The following is a 13,649-nucleotide window of genomic DNA, read 5'->3' as shown; positions in this document are numbered from 1 at the left end:
GCATCTTAAATAAGATGCTTCCTCTTTTACGTTTAATCTAATACTTTTCCCTTTGTTTCTGGTACACATATTAGCATTGTAATTAACCCGATTGGATAGATGATAAAAATCAAGGACAATGCTCCAAGCAGGTTGCCGCCTGTAGCGAGTAAGCCGATAATAACAGGCCCAAATCCAGCTAACCCACGTCCTGTACCGAAAATAAAGTTTTCTGCGGTAGAGCGAGCTTCAGCAGGGTAGTTTTCAGCTAAAATTGCCCCAAACCCTCCCATCATTCCATTTGCAAAGAATCCAAGCAATGCACTTCCCCATAATAATAATGTTGAATCTGTGAATAAGAAGAAGTAAATGAGACAGTATACTGTACCACCAATATAATAAATTGCAAAAGTTTTACGACGACCAATTTTATCAGCCAGAATACCAAAGATTGCAATTCCAATTAGCATACCGATGGTAGAAATGAACATCCAGCCACTCGCTTTTGCTAATGTATAGTTATATTTATTTGCTAAAATAGTTGGCATCCATGTGAAGATGCCGTAATATCCGAAGTTCTGGATAAACGACATAATAATAAGACCGATTGTTGTGATTGTTACTTTTTTATTGGCAAATAATTTTCGAAGTGGGAATTTTTTTATATGTTTTAGTTGTTCTGCTTCAGTAGTTGTTAATTTACCTGTAGCTTCTTTTTGCAATAGTTCCTTTTTGTAGCGTTGTTTTTGCTCCCATATTTTCGGTTCACTTAAACTTTTACGGACATAGACAGCTAGTAAAGCTGGAATTAATCCAAATAAGAAAACGGCTCTCCATCCAAAGTGTGGGACAATAAATGCTGGAAGGAGTGAAGCAATCAGTACACCAAATTGCCATCCAAGTGCAACAACAGATGTCGCTTTAGCGCGCATTTCTTTAGACCATGTTTCTGTTACAATGGCCATTCCGATTCCGAATTCACCACCAACTCCCACTCCAACTAAAAAGCGAAGAATTAATAATTGCCAGTAGTCTGTTGCGAAATAAATGAGTGCGGTTGCTAGTGAAAACAGTAAGATTGTGAAGGCCATTGTACGAATACGGCCAAATAAATCAGCAATAAATCCAAATAAATAAGAACCAATTAACATCCCTATTGTGGTAGCTAATGTTAAGTTTCCACCTTCAACAGGACTTAAGTGAAACTCTTTTAAAATATAGACAAGTACGAAAGATAATAGCAACATATCTAAACCTTCTGCTGCATATCCTAGCGCAGAACCAAATAATGTTTTATACCTTTTCGCTTTCGTCTCCTCTGTTGTTTGTTGTACATCAGTAGTGACGTTCATTATTACTCCTCCTTATTTTCTACAGTCGCTATGGAAGAATAACAAAAGGCCTTCTCACCTGATATGATGAGAAGGCCAAAAAAGCATACGTATCCCCAAAAAAGAACATACGTATATTGTATTCCGACTTCCTTCTCAACCTCACGGGGTTGGGTTAAAGGACTGTATTATATTACTTTATTTTTAGCACTCTTCTATTGGATTGTCAAATAAAGAGGAAGTTATTATGTGTGAAATATTTCAAAAAACATTTCGTTCTTCTTGACGTCGGCTTCATTATTTTCCCATAATAAAACTAACTAAATAAAAAGGAATGAATCAAAGATGCTAAATTTAGTACTCATGATGATTGAACGAGTCGGACTTATAGTTATTTTAGGATTTTTACTCTCTCATATTAAAACTTTCAGGCGCCTCCTTCATAAACAGGATGGCTATGTAGATAAGCTTAAGCTTATTTGTATTTTTTCGGTATTTACAATTGTAAGCAATTACACTGGGATTGAAATAGCGGGAAATACAATTATGAATGAAAATTGGTTACAAGGTGTTTCTTCGTCAAGTACAATTGCGAATACGCGTATTATGGGTGTTGGTATTAGCGGCTTACTTGGTGGCCCTATCGTAGGGATTGGAGTAGGGTTTATTGCTGGTATTCATCGTTATATGCTTGGTGGTACGACAGCGCTAAGTTGCGCAATCTCTTCTATTTTAGCGGGGATTATAACTGGTTATATCGGATATATTTTCAAAAAATATAACCGTACAATTACTCCTAAGTTTTCAGCAGTTTTAAGTATTTTTATCGTATCTTTAGAAATGCTTATGATTTTATTAATTATAGAGGATGGAATTAGCGTTGTGAAAACAATAGCGATACCGATGATTCTTGTAAATAGTTTTGGAAGTTTTATTTTACTTTCTATGATACAAGCTATTTTGCGTCAGGAGGAGAATGCAAAAGCACTTCAGACTCATAAAGTATTGCGTATTGCTGATAAAACGTTACCGTATTTTCGTCAAGGCTTAACAGAAGAATCGTGTAAGCATGTGGCACAAATTATTCACCGCTTTACAGGAACAGATGCGGTATCTTTAACAGATACAGAGAAAATATTAGCGCACGTTGGATTAGCATCAGATCACCATATTCCTTCACATAGTTTAATAACTGGTTTATCAAAAGAAGTTTTACATACAGGGCAAATAATGAAGGCGAAATCACGTGAGGTTATTAATTGCCAACATGAAGGCTGTCCCTTACAAGCCGCTATTGTTATTCCACTAACTTCACATGGAAATACGATAGGGACATTAAAACTGTATTTCAAAAATTCTAACCAGTTAAGTCGCGTTGAAGAAGAATTAGCAGAAGGGTTAGCAAAAATATTCTCCACGCAGTTAGAGTTAGGAGAAGCTGAGTTGCAAAGTAAATTACTTCAAGATGCGGAGATAAAAGCATTACAAGCGCAAATTAACCCGCACTTTTTATTTAATGCGATTAATACAGTATCAGCTTTATGCCGAACAGATGTAGAAAAAGCAAGGAAGTTATTATTACAGCTTAGCGTGTATTTCCGTTGTAATTTGCAAGGAGCACGTCAGTTATTGATTCCACTGGAACAAGAATTAAACCATGTACAGGCATACTTATCACTAGAACAAGCAAGGTTCCCAAATAAGTATGAGGTAAAGATGTATATTGAGGATGAGCTAAAGACAACTTTAGTACCACCATTTGTTCTTCAACTATTGGTTGAAAATGCATTGCGACATGCTTTTCCGAAGAAGCAACCAGTGTGTGAAGTGGAAGTGCATGTTTTTGAAAAAGAGGGTATGGTTCACTTTGAAGTAAAAGATAATGGACAGGGAATTGAGGAAGAACGTTTAGAACAATTAGGAAAGATGGTAGTTTCTTCAAAGAAAGGGACTGGAACAGCTTTATATAATATTAATGAACGTCTTATTGGGTTATTTGGGAAAGAAATGATGCTTCATATCGAAAGTGAATTAAATAAAGGGACGGAGATTACCTTTATTATTCCAAAAAAAGTAGGGGAGGAAGAGCCAGGTGTTAAAAGTATTAGTAGTTGACGATGAAATGTTAGCACGTGATGAACTAAAGTATTTATTAGAGAGAACGAAAGAAGTTGAGATAGTTGGTGAGGCTGATTGTGTGGAAGACGCATTAGAAGAACTAATGCAATGTAGACCAGATATTGTATTTTTAGATATTCAATTATCCGATGATAACGGATTTGAAATCGCGAATATATTAAAGAAGATGAAAAATCCACCTGCAATTGTATTTGCTACTGCCTATGATCAATATGCGTTGCAAGCATTTGAAGTAGATGCGTTAGACTACATTTTAAAACCATTTGATGAAGAGCGTATTGTGCAAACATTAAAGAAGTATAAAAAACAAAAACAAGCGCAAATAGAAACGAAGCACGAAATAAAGGGGACAGATGTAACAGCAGAGATGCATAAATTAGCATTACCAATTGAAGAATCAATCGTACTTGTGAATATTGAAGATATTATATATGTAGGGCTTGTAGATGGGAAAGTAACAGTAAAAACAATGAGGGAAACATATGTAACACATGATACACTTGTAATTTTAGAGAAGAAGTTACCACAAGCAAACTTCATGCGCGTCCATCGTAGCTTTATTGCAAATATTAATCATATTACTGAAATTCAGCCATGGTTCAATTCTACTTATAATTTAATCATGAAAGAAGGATCGAAAGTACCTGTTAGCCGTACATATGCCAAAGAACTCAAGAAGCTGCTTCGTATTTAAGAAGCAGCTTTTGTATTTCATCCTTTTATATTTGTAACTGATTCTGTATATTTGACGTTCTGTTATGTAAACGCTTACCTCGTTACTTACATCTTATACAATAAAGGTACCAAATCGAAAGAGGTGGCCAAAATGAGTACGAAAAAAGTATACAGTTTCTTATCACAAGCATTCATATTCTCAGCTATTATGTTAATTTCTAATATTATTGCAACACATTTACCAATTCCGATGCCTTCATCGGTAATCGGGTTAGTTATTTTATTTAGTCTATTATGTTTAAAAGTTATTAAATTGGAGCAAGTTGAATCACTTGGAACAGCTTTAACAGGTATTATCGGATTCCTTTTCGTCCCATCAGGTATTTCAGTTATTAATTCTCTTGGTGTAATGGGACAATATTTTGTACAAATTTTAACTGTAATTGTTGTAGCAACAGTTATTTTACTAGCTGTAACAGGATTATTTGCACAATTTATTTTAGGAAAAGATGAAAAAGAAACAGAAGATACAAAAGAATTGAAAGTAGTAAATAAAGGACGCAAGCACGGAAAGGTTGCGTAACCATTGCATTTATATATTGTTAGGAGGTAATGAATATGGCAAGCACAATGACTCCATATTTCGGAATCGTCGTTTCATTAATCGCATACGGGATCGGAACGTTATTATTCAAGCATTCAAAAGGATTCTTCTTATTTACACCATTATTTGTAGCGATGGTATTAGGGATTGTCTTTCTAAAGGTAGGTAACTTTACTTTTGAAGAATATAATACTGGCGGAAAAATGATTAGTTTCTTCTTAGAACCAGCAACAATTGCATTCGCTATCCCACTATACAAGCAAGTGGATAAGTTGAAAAAATATTGGTGGCAAATTTTATCGGCTATCGTGGTGGGATCTATTTGCTCAGTAATTGTCGTGTTCATTGTTGCAAAAGCAATCGGTTTAGATACAGCAGTAATGAATTCAATGCTACCACAAGCAGCAACAACAGCAATTGCGTTACCAATCTCAGAAAGTATTGGTGGTATTCCAGCAATTACATCGTTTGCAGTTATTTTCAACGCAGTTATCGTATACGCATTAGGGGCATTATTCTTAAAAACATTTAGAGTTAAGCATCCGATTGCAAAAGGTTTAGCACTTGGAACAGCGGGCCATGCATTAGGAGTTGCAGTAGGAATTGAAATGGGTGAGGTAGAGGCAGCGATGGCAAGTATTGCTGTAACGGTAGTTGGGGTTGTAACAGTAGTTGTCATCCCAATGTTTATGCCATTCATTGGATAGTAAAACTTACTTAAAAAATAAGAAAAGCAAGCTATTTGTAGGACAGATTTCTACTGATAGCTTGCTTTTTATGTTACAGTAGTGGTAAGACCTATTTAAAAAAATGTAAGTTTCCTTAAATCTTCATTAATACTATGTAGAATACGTTTTGAATTAGGTCATTGTATTGTAAAATAAGAAGTAATCTACTATATACCTGTTAAGATAGGCATATAATGAGTTTATAAAAATCTTAATATGAATGAATAATTTAAAAGTAGAAAAGAGAGAAATCTACTTATTAACGTTTTAGTTTATAGGACAGGAGAGAGTATTCGTCGATTATGCAAATAAAAAACCTGTTTCAAAGCAAAGGATTTCAGAGGTTACTCGTATTAGTAATACTTGCTCTCGTGTTATACGGGCTGCAAAGTATGTTGAATTTAATATTAATTACGTTTATTCTCACGTATTTAATGGATCGATTCCAAAAGTTTATTTCCCGCAAATTAGATCATTTCATGCCTATTAATCGAAAAATTATTATAGCATTTCTATATGTAATGTTAATTGGTGGAATTGCTATTACGCTATTTAAATATTTACCAGTATTAACGATACAAATTTCACAATTGATTTACCAATTCAATGTATTTTTAAGAAACCCACCAGATAGTGAACTAATTAAGTATGCAGTTAATGCTGTCAATCATATGGAGCTTTCTAAATATGTAGGACAAGGCGTAGACATTTTGTATAAATCAATTACGAATGTTGGTAAATTTGGTCTTCAAGTTTTACTTTCTTTAATTTTGAGTTTGTTTTTCTTACTAGAAAAATCTCGTATTGTTGGTTTTACTGCAAAGTTTAAAGAAAGCAGGCTTGCAATTTTCTATACTGAAATTGAGTACTTCGGTAAGAAATTTGCACGTTCATTCGGAAAAGTAATCGAAGCACAATTTTTAATTGCAGTTGTTAACTGTGTTTTATCCGTGATTGCACTATGGATATTAGGATTCCCGCAATTATTAGGTTTAGCATTAATGATTTTCTTGCTTGGATTAATTCCAGTAGCGGGGGTTATCATTTCGTTATTCCCACTTTGTATGATTGCTTACAATATTGGCGGTATTATGTACGTTGTTTATATTTTAGTTATCGTAACAGTGATTCATGCGCTTGAAAGTTACGTATTAAATCCGAAGTTTATGTCGCAAAAAACAAATTTACCGATTTTCTATACTTTTATGGTATTAATTTTCTCAGAGCACTTCTTAGGTGTATGGGGACTGATTATCGGTATTCCAATCTTCATTTTCTTACTAGATGTTTTAGACGTGACAAGTGATGAAATTGAGAAGGATGTTGGAACAAAATAAAGTGAAGTAGAGAAAAAGCATCGATGTTCGATGCTTTTTCTTTTATAACATTATGTTTCTTATGCCATACTGTAAGGAGAATATAGAATAGGGGTGAAGTAATGGCTGTAAATGAAAAGGTAGAATTGGCTACATTTGCTGGAGGGTGTTTCTGGTGTATGGTTTCTCCATTTGAAGAGATGGAGGGAATTATACAGGTTGTTTCAGGTTATACAGGCGGTCATAAAGAGGACCCAACGTATAAAGAAGTGTGCTCAGAAACAACAGGACATTATGAAGCAGTACAAATTACATTTGATGCAAATAAAATGCCGTATGAGGAATTGTTAAATATATATTGGAGACAAATTGATCCGACTGATATTGGGGGACAATTCCACGACCGCGGGCAGTCTTATGAAACGGTGATTTTTTATCATAATGAAGAACAACATAAAAAAGCTGAGGCCTCAAAAGAAGAGCTTGAGCAGAGTGGACGCTTTTCAAAACCAATTGCGACAAAAATACTACCAGCAGCTACATTTTATCCAGCTGAAGAATATCACCAAGGATATCATAAGAAAAACACATTCCGCTATGAGTTATATCGTAAAGGCTCAGGACGAGATGCTTTTATTAAGCAACATTGGCCAAAGGATAATGCTCATTTAAAAGAAAAACTCAATGAGATGCAGTTTTATGTAACACAGGAAAATGGTACAGAACCACCATTTCGAAATGAGTATTGGAACCATAAAGAGGAAGGTCTTTATGTAGACATCGTTTCAGGTGAGCCGCTGTTTACTTCTCTAGACAAATTTGATAGTGGATGTGGATGGCCTAGTTTTACAAAACCAGTTATGTCAGCAAGTGTGAAAGAAAAGATGGATGTGAGTCATAATATGACACGTACAGAAGTGAGAAGTAAAGAGGGAGATTCGCATCTTGGGCATGTATTTCCAGACGGTCCAGGACCGAATGGGCTTCGTTACTGCATTAATTCCGCAGCTCTTAGATTTATTCCAAAAGAGGAATTAGAGAAAGAAGGTTATGGCGATTTCTTAATCTTGTTTGGAAATAAAAAATAACCTCGCAGTTAGCGAGGTTATTTTTTTGCTATTTTGTTTTTTTCTTTTTAAATTTGCTTAATACTTCATAAACAATTGGAACAATAAGAAGTGTTAATAACGTTGAACTTGTTAATCCACCAATTACTGTTACACCAAGTCCTTTAGAAATTAAGCCGCTACCTTCAAATCCTAATGCAAGCGGGATAAGAGCTCCGATTGTTGCAATTGCAGTCATTAAAATTGGACGCAAGCGTGTTGCACCAGCTTCTAATAAAGCTTCACGTGTTGATAAACCTTCATTTTCTTTATGAATAACGCGGTCGATAAGCACGATTGCGTTTGTTACAACGATACCGATTAACATAAGCGCCCCAATCATTGCAGATACACTTAATGTTTCACCAGAGATTAATAAGGCAACAAGGGCCCCAATAATTGTGAATGGTAGCGAGAATAAAATTGCGAATGGTGCAAGGGCACCGCCAAATGTAACGACAAGAACGAAGTATACAATGGCAATCGCAGCTAACATCGCTAGGCCAAGTTGCTTGAATGATTCTTGAATATCTTTAGTAACACCGCCCATAGAAACATCTACACCAGAAGGAAGATCCATTTTATCTACTTCTTTTTGGACTGCAGCAGATGCTTTTGAAACGTCATCAGATGTTAATTTTGCACTAACCTCTGCATAAACACGGCCATCTCGGTGTGTTACTGTATTCGATGTTTCACCTTCTTTTACAGTCATAACATCTTTTACAGCTACTTCATTACCAAGTGGTGTTGTAATTTTGCGATTTGTTAAGTCATCGATTGTTTCATAATTTTGTTTTTCAGCTTCTACATATACATTGATATCTTTACCGTCTTTTTTAATTGTTGTCAGAACAGGGCGATCATGTTGATTAGAAAGTCCCATTCCAATTTGAGCAGCCGTTAAGCCCATTTTACTCAGCTTTTCTTGATCTGCGACTAAAGTGTACTCTGCATATGTTTTTGCAATACTAGAATCTATATCTTTTAAGTCTTTATTTTTCTTCATGATATTTTGAATATCTTTTACGACAGGCTTAATGTCTTCTGAGCTATCTCCGTAAACGTATAGTTTAATTTCGTTACTACCGCCACTTGCTCCGAAGTCTTGGTTTTTCCATTCACCTTTTCCAGACATTTTTTGTAAATCTTTCACGACTTCTTCTTTTTCTTTTTCGAAGTTTTTCGTGTCGTTATCATATTGAACGAAGAACATAGCTTGATTTGTTTGACCAGGGCTCATTGGATTCTCTCCACCTAATGAGAACTGAATTGTTTTCACGTCTTTATTATCTTGGAAGTGCTTCTCAGCTTTCGTTGCAATTTTTTCAACGTCTTCTAATGTTTGACCTGGTTCAGGTTTGTATGTTGCGATAATCATTTTTTCTTCTTCAGAAGGTAAGAAACTTACACCGATAACCGGTACAAGTGCGAGACTACCAACTAATAGAAGGACAGCAATACTAGATGTAATAATTTTGTGATTTAAAGCCCATTCAAGTATACGTTTATACCCATTTGCTAATTTGCTTGGTTTCTCTTCATGATGTACCTCTTTTTCCCTCGTGCTTTCTTTCTTAAATAAGGAATGGGCAAGCATTGGTACGATTGTAACAGCCACTAGTAACGATGCTAATAAAGCGAAGACAATAGTTAAGGCGAATGGTAAGAACATTTCACCAATCATACCTTTTACAAGTCCTAGCGGTAAGAATACAGCGATTGTCACAATGGTAGAAGACATAATCGGAATAAACATTTCTTTCGTAGCTTCACGAATTAAATCTCTTCCGCGCAATTTCTCTTCTGATAACGACATACGTCGGTAAATATTTTCAATAACAACAATTGAGTCATCAACAACACGGCCTATAGCAACTGTCATTGCTCCAAGCGTCATAATGTTAAGCGTAATATCCATTTGCTTTATGACTAAAACAGCAATTAATAACGAAAGTGGTATTGAAACGACAGAGATTAACGTTGTTCGAATATTTCGTAGGAACAGCATAATAATAACAATCGCAAAGATAGCACCGAAAATTGCTTTGCTTAGCATTGTTTCAACTGACTTTTCAATAGGTGCACCTTGGTCGAATGTTGAAATGATCTCTAAATCTTTATATTTTTTCTCAAGATCTTTTACTTTATCTTTTACTGCATTTACAACATCAACTGTATTTGCATCAGAGGCCTTCACAATTTGAATTCCAATTGCTTCTTTTCCATTTGTTCGAGAAATGGATTCTGCTTTCCCAACTTCTTTAATTTCAGCAATTTCGTCTAATGTAACTGTTGGAATTCCGTTCATAGCAGCTGGATTCATTTGCGGCGTTTGTGCACCAGCGCCAGCATTTTGACTACCTTGACCGTTAGGTGATGAAGGTATAGCTGGGATTTTGAGTTCTTTTAATGCTTTAATCGTTGTAATATTGCCATCTACAACAACTGATTTTTCCGTGTCTTTAAACGTATATAGGCCAAGTGGTAAAGATACATCCGATCCTTTAATTACATTTTTTACAGTATCTTCACTTAGTCCTAGTTCTTTCATTTTATCTTTCTTGAAGACGAGCTGTACTTCATCTACTTGTTGGCCTGCAATTTGAACAGATGCAACACCATCAAGTCCTTTTAAGCCCGGTACAATATTTTTCTCTACATTTTCAGTTAAGGTAGCTAAAGATTCATTCTTGCTTGCTACGCTTAACGAAATAACAGGAAAAGCATTGAAGTTTACTCGTGAAACCTTAGGGTCTTTAACACCGTCAGGGAGCTTTACATTTGTGAGAGCTTCTTTAATTTCTGTTTCTGCTTTTTCCATATTTTTATCAAAATCGTATTCTACTTGAATAGAAGATGCGTTTTGAAAAGATGATGAGCTAACAACGTTAACACCACTTAAATTTTGTAGTTGTTCTTCCATCGGCTTTGAAACTTTATCGGCTACTTCTTCTGGTGTAGCACCAGGATAGACCGTAGTTACTGTCACAATCGGTGTTGTAATATCAGGAATTGTTTCCAGCTTCATATTGAGGCCAGAGTAAATTCCCGCAATCGTAACAATAATGGTTAGTAGCCAAACTGCGAACTTATTTTTTAACGAGAAATTGATGATTTTGTTCATGTTTGCGCTCCCTTTGTATTATATTGACCAACTGGTCAGTCTAATACATAATATAACTGACCAGTTGGTCAATCGTCAATAAAAAGAGATGGTATAATAAATCCATAATAAGATGCGAGATTAAATTTAGGAGAGAAGATATGAAAGAAAAAGAGCGTTTAATTATAGAATCGGCTATGAAGTTATTTGCTACTAAGGGTGTAAATGCGACATCAGTGCAGGAAATTGTGACAGCTAGTGGTATATCTAAGGGAGCTTTTTACTTATATTTTAAATCAAAAGATGAGCTTTTATTAGCGACACTTCGATATTATTATGACAAAATTCAAAAGAAAATGCTGGATATTGAGCAAGAGTCTTTGTTACCACGTGAAAAATTTGCAAAACAATTACATTGTCAGTTTAATGATATACAAAAGCATAAAGAGTTTATTATTATGCATGCGAGAGAAAATGCGATTCCGTTTAATAAAGAAGTGGAAGAATTTATGATGCGGATGAAGTTAGAGTCTCATGCATTTTATCGAAATAGTTTATTGTCCATTTATGATGAAAAGATTATGCCATATTTATTGGATTTAGTAATTATGGTGGAAGGCATATGCCGTGGGTATTTAGAATTAATTATTTTACAAGCAACAGAAATTGATTTATCTTACATCTCTGCTTTTATTTTAAAAAGAGTAGATAATTTAGTAGATGGCTTGGTAGAATCTTCGGAAGAACCTATTTTACACGAAGAAAAGCTTGGAGAATTTCTTTGTAAATCAGAGCTCATTAAGGAACAGGTTAAAGAGCATTTTTTAAAAGAAATTATTGGATTTAAGCGTACTCTAGCTGATCAATTAGAGGACGATGAGCTGCTAGTAACATTAGATGTTTTAGAGGCGGAAATGCGATTGCTTAATCCAAGAATTCCGGTAATTAGAGGTATGTTAGCAAATTTAGAGGTTTATCCGGAATTAAAAGAATTTCGCTTACGCCTTATAGGATACTACAATATAAAAAATTCTTAATAAAAAACTCCTTGTCTACACAAGGAGTTTTTTATTAAAGATTACTTACTATTTTGAGACCATTTTTCTACATCCCAAACCTTTGTGATCCAATCTTCATAGAATTCCGGTTCGTGACATACAAGGAGAATTGTTCCTTTATATGCTTTCATAGCCTTCTTAAGTTCTTCTTTTGCTGTAACATCAAGATGGTTTGTCGGCTCATCAAATAGTAGCCAGTTACTTTCTTCACCCATTAGCTTACATAAACGAACTTTTGCTTGTTCTCCACCACTTAATTGACTTAATGGACGAGAAATATGTTCATTTTTTAATCCGCATTTCGCTAACATCGCACGAATTTGATGCTGGTCTAGGCCAGGGAATGTATTCCATACATCATCAATTGGTGTTATATTATCAGCTTTAACTTCTTGCTCAAAGTATGCAGGCTCTAAGAAGTCACCAAGACTTGTTTTACCGTTTAAAGGTTTAATTTTACCTAAGATTGTTTTTAGTAGCGTTGATTTACCAACACCATTACATCCAACAATAGCAATTTTTTCACCACGCTCAATTGTCATTGATAACTTTGGTAGTAGCGGATGTGTATATCCGATTTCTACATTTTCACCTTCAAAGACGAAGCGACTACTTGCACGACTTTCTTTAAATGAGAATTCAGGTTTGATTGCTGTTTCCGGACGATCAATAAGTTCCATGCGATCAAGTTGTTTTTGACGACTCTTTGCACGACCTGTCGTTGAATAACGAGCCTTGTTCTTTGCAATGAAGTCTTCTTGCTTTTTGATAAACTCGCGCTGCTTTTCATAAGCGTTTATATGTTGATTTTTATTGATTTCTGCTAGTTCTAGGAATTTTTCATATGTCGCTGTATAGCGTGTCATTTTTGTGAATTCTAGATGGAAAATAACATCAACACATTTGTTCATAAATTCCGTATCATGAGAAATCAATAAGAATGCATGTGGGTATTCTTTTAAATAAGTTGTTAACCAATGAATATGTTCAACGTCTAAATAGTTAGTAGGTTCATCAAGCAATAACACTTCTGGTTGTTCAAGTAATAGCTTTGCAAGCAATACTTTTGTACGTTGTCCACCACTTAGTGCTGAAACATCACGATCTAAACCAATAGCATCAATTCCAAGACCACGTGCAGCCTCTTCAATTTTCATATCTAGTAAATAGAAACCACCTGCTTCAAGTGCATCTTGTATTTCTGCCATTTGCTCAAGAAGTTCTTCTAGTTCTTCTGGTGTAGCAGTTCCCATTTTTTCTGTAACTTCATTTAAAGCTGTTTCCTTTTCGAATAACGGTAAAAATGCATCCGCTAGTACGTCACGAATTGTACGTCCAGGCGTTAAAACCGTATGCTGATCTAAGTAACCGTAATGTGTGCCTGGTGTCCATTCTACACGACCTTCGTCATGAATAAGCTGACCAGTAATGATATTCATAAATGTTGATTTACCAACACCGTTTGCACCAACTAATCCAACGTGCTCACCTGCTAATAATCGCATAGATACATCTTTAAATAATGTACGATCGCCAAATGTATGTCCTAATTTTTCAACTGTTAATAAGCTCATAGTATCCTCCGTCCAACTTGAAATAGTACCTTG

General features: G+C 35.1%; 10 protein-coding genes. 7 read left to right on the top strand and 3 right to left on the bottom strand.

Annotation, left to right across the window (positions count from 1 at the left end; genetic code table 11):
* Positions 1-32 precede the first annotated feature (32 nt).
* Positions 33-1,331 carry an MFS transporter gene (locus BCG9842_RS26940; RefSeq protein ID WP_001103416.1) on the bottom strand — a complete coding sequence of 433 codons (1,299 nt, stop codon included), beginning with the start codon at positions 1,329-1,331 and terminating at the stop codon, positions 33-35.
* 324 nt (positions 1,332-1,655) lie between these two features.
* On the opposite strand from BCG9842_RS26940, the gene lytS reads away from it, so the two are divergent.
* From lytS to msrB, 6 genes are all read left to right on the top strand, one after another.
* Positions 1,656-3,425: a two-component system sensor histidine kinase LytS gene (lytS, locus tag BCG9842_RS26935; protein ID WP_000933557.1), complete on the top strand. Its 1,770-nt coding sequence runs from the start codon at positions 1,656-1,658 to the stop codon at positions 3,423-3,425.
* Positions 3,403-4,143, top strand: a complete 741-nt coding sequence (locus BCG9842_RS26930) for a LytR/AlgR family response regulator transcription factor (RefSeq protein ID WP_000921846.1) — start codon at positions 3,403-3,405, stop codon at positions 4,141-4,143. Before lytS ends, BCG9842_RS26930 begins: the two co-directional genes overlap by 23 nt.
* Positions 4,144-4,275: 132 nt before the next feature.
* On the top strand, positions 4,276-4,707 hold the full coding sequence (gene lrgA / locus BCG9842_RS26925; protein ID WP_000104901.1) for an antiholin-like murein hydrolase modulator LrgA: 432 nt from the start codon (positions 4,276-4,278) through the stop codon (positions 4,705-4,707).
* A 35-nt stretch (positions 4,708-4,742) separates the two neighbouring features.
* Complete coding sequence (gene lrgB, locus BCG9842_RS26920; protein WP_000168869.1) at positions 4,743-5,435, top strand: antiholin-like protein LrgB; 693 nt, start codon at positions 4,743-4,745, stop codon at positions 5,433-5,435.
* 323 nt (positions 5,436-5,758) lie between these two features.
* Positions 5,759-6,793, top strand: a complete 1,035-nt coding sequence (locus BCG9842_RS26915; RefSeq protein WP_001166009.1) for an AI-2E family transporter — start codon at positions 5,759-5,761, stop codon at positions 6,791-6,793.
* A 101-nt stretch (positions 6,794-6,894) separates the two neighbouring features.
* The gene (msrB, locus tag BCG9842_RS26910) at positions 6,895-7,860 is read left to right on the top strand and encodes a peptide-methionine (R)-S-oxide reductase MsrB (protein ID WP_000290179.1); all 966 of its coding nucleotides are present in this window, start codon (positions 6,895-6,897) and stop codon (positions 7,858-7,860) included.
* A gap of 28 nt (positions 7,861-7,888) precedes the next feature.
* Here the strand turns inward: msrB and BCG9842_RS26905 are convergent, their stop codons facing one another.
* Positions 7,889-11,005, bottom strand: coding sequence for an efflux RND transporter permease subunit (locus BCG9842_RS26905; protein WP_001033480.1), 3,117 nt, complete (start codon positions 11,003-11,005; stop codon positions 7,889-7,891).
* A gap of 140 nt (positions 11,006-11,145) precedes the next feature.
* Here BCG9842_RS26905 and BCG9842_RS26900 point away from each other — a divergent pair, with 140 nt between their 5' ends.
* The gene (locus BCG9842_RS26900) at positions 11,146-12,021 is read left to right on the top strand and encodes a TetR/AcrR family transcriptional regulator (protein WP_000659637.1); all 876 of its coding nucleotides are present in this window, start codon (positions 11,146-11,148) and stop codon (positions 12,019-12,021) included.
* Between the two features lie 41 nt (positions 12,022-12,062).
* Here the strand turns inward: BCG9842_RS26900 and BCG9842_RS26895 are convergent, their stop codons facing one another.
* On the bottom strand, positions 12,063-13,616 hold the full coding sequence (locus BCG9842_RS26895; protein ID WP_002083531.1) for an ABC-F family ATP-binding cassette domain-containing protein: 1,554 nt from the start codon (positions 13,614-13,616) through the stop codon (positions 12,063-12,065).
* Positions 13,617-13,649: the final 33 nt, after the last annotated feature.

This window comes from Bacillus cereus G9842 (assembly GCF_000021305.1).
GTDB classification, from domain to species: domain Bacteria; phylum Bacillota; class Bacilli; order Bacillales; family Bacillaceae_G; genus Bacillus_A; species Bacillus_A thuringiensis_S.
The sequence above is the reverse complement of the archived record's forward strand: the minus strand, read 5'-3'. Positions and strand labels throughout refer to the sequence as shown.

Excerpts from the sequence above, each read along its gene's own strand:
- BCG9842_RS26940 (WP_001103416.1), bottom strand. The coding sequence starts at position 1,331 with ATGAACGTCACTACTGATGTACAACAAACAACAGAGGAGACGAAAGCG.
- lytS (WP_000933557.1), top strand. The coding sequence starts at position 1,656 with ATGCTAAATTTAGTACTCATGATGATTGAACGAGTCGGACTTATAGTT.
- lrgA (WP_000104901.1), top strand. The coding sequence starts at position 4,276 with ATGAGTACGAAAAAAGTATACAGTTTCTTATCACAAGCATTCATATTC.
- lrgB (WP_000168869.1), top strand. The coding sequence starts at position 4,743 with ATGGCAAGCACAATGACTCCATATTTCGGAATCGTCGTTTCATTAATC.
- BCG9842_RS26915 (WP_001166009.1), top strand. The coding sequence starts at position 5,759 with ATGCAAATAAAAAACCTGTTTCAAAGCAAAGGATTTCAGAGGTTACTC.
- msrB (WP_000290179.1), top strand. The coding sequence starts at position 6,895 with ATGGCTGTAAATGAAAAGGTAGAATTGGCTACATTTGCTGGAGGGTGT.
- BCG9842_RS26905 (WP_001033480.1), bottom strand. The coding sequence starts at position 11,005 with ATGAACAAAATCATCAATTTCTCGTTAAAAAATAAGTTCGCAGTTTGG.
- BCG9842_RS26900 (WP_000659637.1), top strand. The coding sequence starts at position 11,146 with ATGAAAGAAAAAGAGCGTTTAATTATAGAATCGGCTATGAAGTTATTT.
- BCG9842_RS26895 (WP_002083531.1), bottom strand. The coding sequence starts at position 13,616 with ATGAGCTTATTAACAGTTGAAAAATTAGGACATACATTTGGCGATCGT.